This is a genomic window from Moorena sp. SIO4E2, assembly GCF_010671945.1.
Taxonomy (GTDB): domain Bacteria; phylum Cyanobacteriota; class Cyanobacteriia; order Cyanobacteriales; family Coleofasciculaceae; genus Moorena; species Moorena producens.
The window spans coordinates 1-6,081 of sequence record NZ_JAAHIE010000453.1; the positions used below are offsets into that span (position 1 = coordinate 1).

General features: G+C 45.0%; 7 protein-coding genes and 1 tRNA gene. 3 read left to right on the forward strand and 5 right to left on the reverse strand.

The genetic code is table 11. The annotated features are described in order from the left end of the window. The coding region (trpD, locus tag F6K37_RS30245; RefSeq protein WP_287254201.1) for an anthranilate phosphoribosyltransferase at positions 1-956 on the forward strand (956 nt) is incomplete at its 5' end. 103 nt (positions 957-1,059) lie between these two features. On the opposite strand, the gene F6K37_RS30250 is transcribed toward trpD, so the two are convergent. The 4 genes from F6K37_RS30250 to F6K37_RS30265 all read right to left on the reverse strand — a co-directional run bounded on the left by F6K37_RS30250 (position 1,060) and on the right by F6K37_RS30265 (position 4,984). Further along, complete coding sequence (locus tag F6K37_RS30250; protein WP_008180968.1) at positions 1,060-1,479, reverse strand: hypothetical protein; 420 nt, start codon at positions 1,477-1,479, stop codon at positions 1,060-1,062. Positions 1,480-1,751: 272 nt separating this feature from the next. After that, positions 1,752-2,438, reverse strand: a complete 687-nt coding sequence (locus F6K37_RS30255) for a lecithin retinol acyltransferase family protein (protein ID WP_008180972.1) — start codon at positions 2,436-2,438, stop codon at positions 1,752-1,754. A 52-nt stretch (positions 2,439-2,490) separates the two neighbouring features. Continuing rightward, positions 2,491-3,942, reverse strand: coding sequence for a hemolysin family protein (locus F6K37_RS30260; RefSeq protein ID WP_202799164.1), 1,452 nt, complete (start codon positions 3,940-3,942; stop codon positions 2,491-2,493). Between the two features lie 319 nt (positions 3,943-4,261). Next, positions 4,262-4,984 (reverse strand): hypothetical protein, encoded by a 723-nt coding sequence (locus F6K37_RS30265; protein ID WP_044492411.1) that lies wholly within the window; start codon positions 4,982-4,984, stop codon positions 4,262-4,264. A gap of 166 nt (positions 4,985-5,150) precedes the next feature. On the opposite strand from F6K37_RS30265, the gene F6K37_RS30270 reads away from it, so the two are divergent. Next, positions 5,151-5,223: transfer RNA gene (locus tag F6K37_RS30270), tRNA-Ile, on the forward strand. A 53-nt stretch (positions 5,224-5,276) separates the two neighbouring features. Here the strand turns inward: F6K37_RS30270 and F6K37_RS30275 are convergent. After that, positions 5,277-5,744 carry a hypothetical protein gene (locus tag F6K37_RS30275; protein WP_131826948.1) on the reverse strand — a complete coding sequence of 156 codons (468 nt, stop codon included), beginning with the start codon at positions 5,742-5,744 and terminating at the stop codon, positions 5,277-5,279. A gap of 86 nt (positions 5,745-5,830) precedes the next feature. Between F6K37_RS30275 and F6K37_RS30280 the strand changes: the two genes are divergently transcribed. After that, positions 5,831-6,067, forward strand: a complete 237-nt coding sequence (locus F6K37_RS30280; protein WP_287254205.1) for a hypothetical protein — start codon at positions 5,831-5,833, stop codon at positions 6,065-6,067. The last annotated feature ends 14 nt before the right edge of the window (positions 6,068-6,081 follow it).

The following is a 6,081-nucleotide window of genomic DNA, read 5'->3' on the forward strand; positions in this document are numbered from 1 at the left end:
TGATGCAGGGATGGTTGAATGAAGAAATTCCCACTGTGTTATCTGGCGCACTTTTGGCAGCTATCCAGGCTAAAGGGGTGTCGGCTACCGAATTGGCAGGGATGGCTCAGGTGCTACAATCCCAGTCTTTGCAGAAGACAACCATTGAACACAACCAACCCGTCATTGATACCTGTGGTACCGGTGGGGATGGCGCGTCTACCTTTAATATCTCTACCGCAGTAGCCTTTGTGGTGGCGGCGGCTGGAGTGCTGGTGGCTAAGCATGGTAATCGTTCGACCTCCAGTAAGGTGGGTTCGGCTGATGTACTCGAAGCCCTAGGAGTAAATTTATCAGCAGCACCAGACAAGATTCAGGCAGCCCTGGATGAGGTAGGGGTAACCTTTCTGTTTGCTCGGGGTTGGCATCCAGCCATGAAAGCAGTGGCACCGTTACGGCAAACCCTAAAAGTACGGACAGTGTTTAACTTGTTAGGACCATTGGTCAATCCCCTGCGTCCCACCGGTCAGGTAATCGGTGTTTATGCTCCCAAGTTTGTAGAGACTCTAGCGCGATCGTTGTGTTTGATGGGTACTCCCAACGCAATAGTTCTCCATGGTAGGGAAAAATTAGATGAGGCGGGATTAGCCGATCAAACTGACTTGGCACTGCTATCGGGGGGTGAGGTGCGACTTTTGAGTCTGAATCCGGAACATCTCGGTCTAACTCCTGCCCCTACTGAGTCCCTACGAGGCGGTGATGTAGCGGAAAATGGGGCAATTTTACGGAATGTTTTGCAAGGTAAAGGAACACCAGCCCAGCAGGATGTGGTGGCGTTAAATGCCTCATTAGCCCTTCAAGTCGCTGGTGTTATACCTCTCGAAGACTACACAGCAGGGATTGCTCTGGCAAAGGATGTTATGGCTAGCGGTGCCCCTTGGTTGAAGTTAGAGCAGTTGGTGCAGTTTTTAGCTTGACTGACGAGAATCCCCAGGTCTAACCTGTAAGGGTAACCTGGGATCAATGGCGGAGGGTGCTACCCAATGTCCAGCAGCCGAAGTTGCCTATTCTCTATTGCCTTCACCCAGCGCTAAGCGTGAATGACTGGAGATATTTTCCCCACTCCACTGCCAAAGGAATTTCTGTAAAGGGAATTTTGACTGGATCTATGGGTTTGAGGAATTGAAATTCTAATGCGATCGCACGACCTTTATCCGGTGGTTGCTCTAAGTCAACCACTTGATTATCAACTAGCAAGTTGATTGATTTAACGTCTTTGAGGGAAAAGGTTTCTAGATTTACTGGTTTATTTCTAGTGGGTTTACCCCAAGTCAGGTCACTGCCGTTTTGACCAAGCACCGCATATATATCATACTTTGCCCGTTCAAACTGTTCAGCCCAGCGGCGATAAGCTTCAATCTTTTGGTATTCATTCCAGCCTGACCAGGCAAGCCAGCAAAATGCTGCTAGCAGAGGTAACCATAGTAAACCACGTTCCATTCAGTTTTTTGGATCTTTACAACTAAAAGTAAGTATATAAGCAAATATATAGTTATATCTGCCTATCCTCCCATCATCTATACGTAAGCATTCAGCCGTCAGCCGTCAGCCGTCAGCCGTCAGCCGTCAGTGGTCAGCCGTCAGCCGTCAGCCGTGAGTTTATTTTATTCAAAAGCTGATTACTGAGAGCTGATAGCTGATAGCTATTAGCTGATAGCTGATAGCTGATAGCTGACCGCTCAAAGTAGCTTTCTGATTACTTAACCAACCCACTAGGTTTGTTGCCAGTTCATACGGTTGCGAATCAATGTTTCTGTCATCTTCGCTAACTGGTCTAATTTAGCTTTCTTGTCCGTCGCGCTTTTCTCATAGTTCCGCTTCCGCATCAAAGCCGCACGGGCTAAGTCTTCTCTATTGTTTTTAAGAGCTTGAATTGCCACTTGCTGCCAGACATTGATTTCTTTAAGTTCCTGTTTATACTTAGGTTGAATCTCATCCCAAACCACCCTGAGATCAGATAATGCTTGGTTAAGTAACTGGGTTGTATCGTCTTGCTTTGCTCCCTGAAGTGCTTGTTTTATAGCTTCGTACAAACCCTCGATTTTCATATTACTAATTACCGGAATAAAATCCTTGACTTGCTGGCTCTCACTTTTGCCAGTCTTGCACCAATTAGCAAAGTGTTCACAGTTATTAAAAATTAGATTATATTGTCTTTCCCCTAATCGACTTTCTGCTCGACGAATCACAACATCTGGAATTAAACAAACTGAGTACTGCCTGACATAAATTTTTGTTTCACCTAGAGCAAAGGTAGCCAGAGAAGTACGCTCAATTGTTTCAGTATTTTTGCGGTAGTGGATAACACTACCATCTCCACAGTCAATACCATGATGTTGGTAAACCCCCTCAAGGTTAAGAAACTTTTGGAATACGTAAATTTGATCTCCTCGCGCCATTCTTTTCTATTGGTTTTATCCAGAGCTAATCAAATAAAATTCACCAAAACTATCAAAGCCCTCCATTGTCAAAGGAAACATCATCCTTTCTGGGAATTATCGGCATTTGTTCAGAATCGGAAACATCTACTGAATTCTTACCTTGTGGCTGCTGGCGGCTTATGCGAATTTGGTTTAGGCGCGGTCCAGAAGCAGACACAACGGTCAATTCTAGATTGTCATAATTTAAGGTTTCACCGGGTACAGGAATTTTCTGAAACTTGTCCAGCAAAAAACCTCCCAAAGTATGATAGTCATCAATTACTGGTAGGTTTAAATCCAAAAGTTCGTTGACTTCTTCCATATTCATCTGAGCTTGCACCAGGAAGGTATACTCGTCGAGAATTTGTACAGTCAAGTCCTCGCTTATGTCAGATTCAGGTCCATCACCAATAATTTCAGCAATTAAATCCTTGAGGGTGACTAATCCAGCCGTACCTCCAAACTCATCCACCACCATCACCATTGCCAAATGCGATCGCTGCATCATCGGCAGTAATTCACTCAATGGGGTAGTTTCTGGGACAAACTTAGCTGGACAAATCCAGGATTTAATCGGTGTCTGAAGTCCTAGCTTCCCTTTAGATAAAGGTTTAGCCATTTTTTTGAAGTCGATAATGCCACGAATGTCATCTAGGGATGCCCCAATCACAGGATAGCGAGAGTGACTAGTCTTAGCAACTTCCTCTAACAAAATATCGAAGGTTGCTGCATGGGAAATAGCCACAAGACTGGTGCGGGGAACCATTACCTCTGCGGCTGTTACCTCCCCAAACTCAAACACATTTTTCAGTAGTTTTCTCTCTTCTGCTTCCAGTCCGATAGACTCCCGTTCAGTGGTAATAATCAGCTGCAACTCTTCCGGTGTTACACGGCTATACCAACCTTGACCAGAATATTGAACACCCACCAGCCTCAGGAGCCAGCGGGTAGATTGGTTCAAAATCTGGATAAAAGGATTAAAAAACCTGGCAATTACCAGACTGGGTGGTCCAAGAAACCGTGCTAGTTGTTCTGAGTAAAGTAAAGCCAGGGATTTGGGGCAAAGTTCCCCCAAAACAATTTGTAGATACGCAATCAGGAAAAATGCCACCAGGATTGCTAGGGAATGGGTAATAACTGGAGTTAGAGCTGGCGTTATTGGTAGCTTGGCTATCCCAGCTGCTACCAAGGTTGCCATGGTAGTCTCCCCAATCCATCCCAGAGCAAGGCTCGAGAGGGTAATCCCTAACTGAGTTGTAGATAGTAATCGGTCAATGCTCTGTTGCAAAGCCTGAACGGTCTTTGCTTGCACGTCACCCGCATCTACTAATTGGCTAATCCGCGATCGCCGCACGGCCACCATGGAAAACTCAGCCGTAACAAAAAAAGCATTGATCGCTATCAGTAGTAGCACTGATAACAATCCCAGCAAAACCTCTCCCTCAGAGAGGCTAATAGAAGCATCCACTGTTAGAAAAACCATTAGGTTGGCAACCAGAGAAAAGGTGAAAGGTAAAAGCAAATAATTTTCATTTTTTGCTGGTTACGGTTGCCTTCTGATGTATCTTCCTAGACCTAGGGCAGCTTGGTATCGATTTATCGCTTACCATCAAAAACTTATCAGTTGTATTATGGGGTTTTCAGTTGTATGACTAGCATTTCCTTGAGCTAGTTCAAGAGTGCCAGTCAAGGGAATTTCTGATACTGGCTGGCGAAACTGGCTTAGTTGCTTGCTCTCAACATAGGCTTTTAGCATAGCGTCAACGTTTTATCCTTAACAACCATTCCCTCGACTTGCTTCGTTATCTAACTACAGGAATCTGAGACATTTTCAACTGTAGTTTTTGATCGGGATAATCGGTCAGTGTCAGGGAAAGCTTTTCGGAGTTCTCTAGTAAAGCTGTCGGTATGCTCACTGTTCCAGAAAATTCCTTGCCATTAGCCGGTAATTCTCCTGGTAAGCCTTCCGTAATTGCGCTTAAGGCACGACCGCGATCATCGGTAACATTCAAAAAGCTGTACAGAAACCTGACTGGATTAGAACTCTGATTCTTCAAGCTGACATCCAACATTAAAGAACCCTCCTGCACACTGGCAGAATTTACCGCTAGGGTGACTCCCTTATCCTGACTTTTAACCGGCAAATTTAGCTTAGGGTTTTTCCGAGTGAAGGATGCCTCTTTAGTCAATACACCAGACGATGACTCCTTCTGAGCTGGCTTAGACCAACTAATTTGCTTAGTTTTCTGGCTGTTTTTCTTAGCCGGAGGATTTTTACCCTTATTGTGTATGTGGGCGTGAACGTTAACCAAGATATCCTTCTCGCTCACAATCAAGACCCCTTCTTTCCCAGAAGAAGACCCCTTATTCCCTGTCAACTTTTTCTTAGGGTTAGTATCCGGTTGAGTAACTCCTTTGAGGGCTTCGTGACCGATAGAGAATCCCCAAAAGGCACTCACGACACCTGCACCTAACATCATTGTCAGTAGAACTATGGTTAGCGCTACAGTTGTGTTGAATTTCATAGCGTGATTAACGTTATTCCGAATTACCGCTGGTTCCGTGCTGTATTATAGTCCTGCTATACAGCTAGATTATCTTATGTTCTGTGAATTATCGGATAAATCGGGAATTTCTAGTTAGTGGTGTTGCAATAACCCGATTCAGGCTACCATAATAGAAAAGGATAACCCAGGGTTGGCCGAGCGGTTGAGGCAGCAAACTCATAATTTGCCCTAGGCAGGTTCAACTCCTGCACCCTGGATTTAACACTTGCGGTCAGCTACTACTATCACCCCATACTGATCTGCCCCATACTCATCTGCGCAGCTGTAGTATGGGCTGCGGTGCCAAGAAAAATTCTTGGTTTTCCACTTGGATTGGTATATCACTCGATTGCTCTAGCAACCGTAGGGAAGTATTGTAGGGGTTTGGTAAATCCAGAGTACGAATAACAGGGCCACTCTCTACCTGCTGCTTTAGTAAATCCCGATAAAGATTACTCACACGCTGAGCATCGCGCTCAAGTGCCAGTTCTGGAAACGCAGGTGGCCATCCAGAGCCGAAAATTGTATCGATTTGACTCTTGATGCTCCTGTTTTCAAAAAAGTTCCCAGAGTCATCAAAAAAAGCGTTTTCAAAAGCCTCAGGTAATGTTAATAGAGGAATTAGCTCCAAGTCCTCCGAATTAGTTTCTGCTATGGCACCACCTGCTCCTAGACTAGCAGTGGCTGCTATAACTAAAACGCTAAACAGCTTTTCCCAACGCATTTGCATCGCAATCACCCGTAGTTTTCCTCAATAGTATCCGATATTAAGGGTAAAGTACCCCAGTCGGTGAAAAGTAAGCATTTAGCTGTCAGCTATGAGCTATGAGCTATGAGCTATCAGCTATCAGCTATCAGCTATCAGCTATCAGCTATCAGCTATCAGCTATCAGCTATCAGCTATCAGCTATCAGCTATCAGCTATCAGCTATCAGCTATCAGCTATCAGCTATCAGCTATCAGCTTATGGGTCCCAGCCTCGAAGCCTGTGCCACTGTACACCGAACAGTTTATGCCCATAGCCCACGCTACACCGAACAGCTTTTGAATAAAATAAGCTGACGGCACCTCAAGTA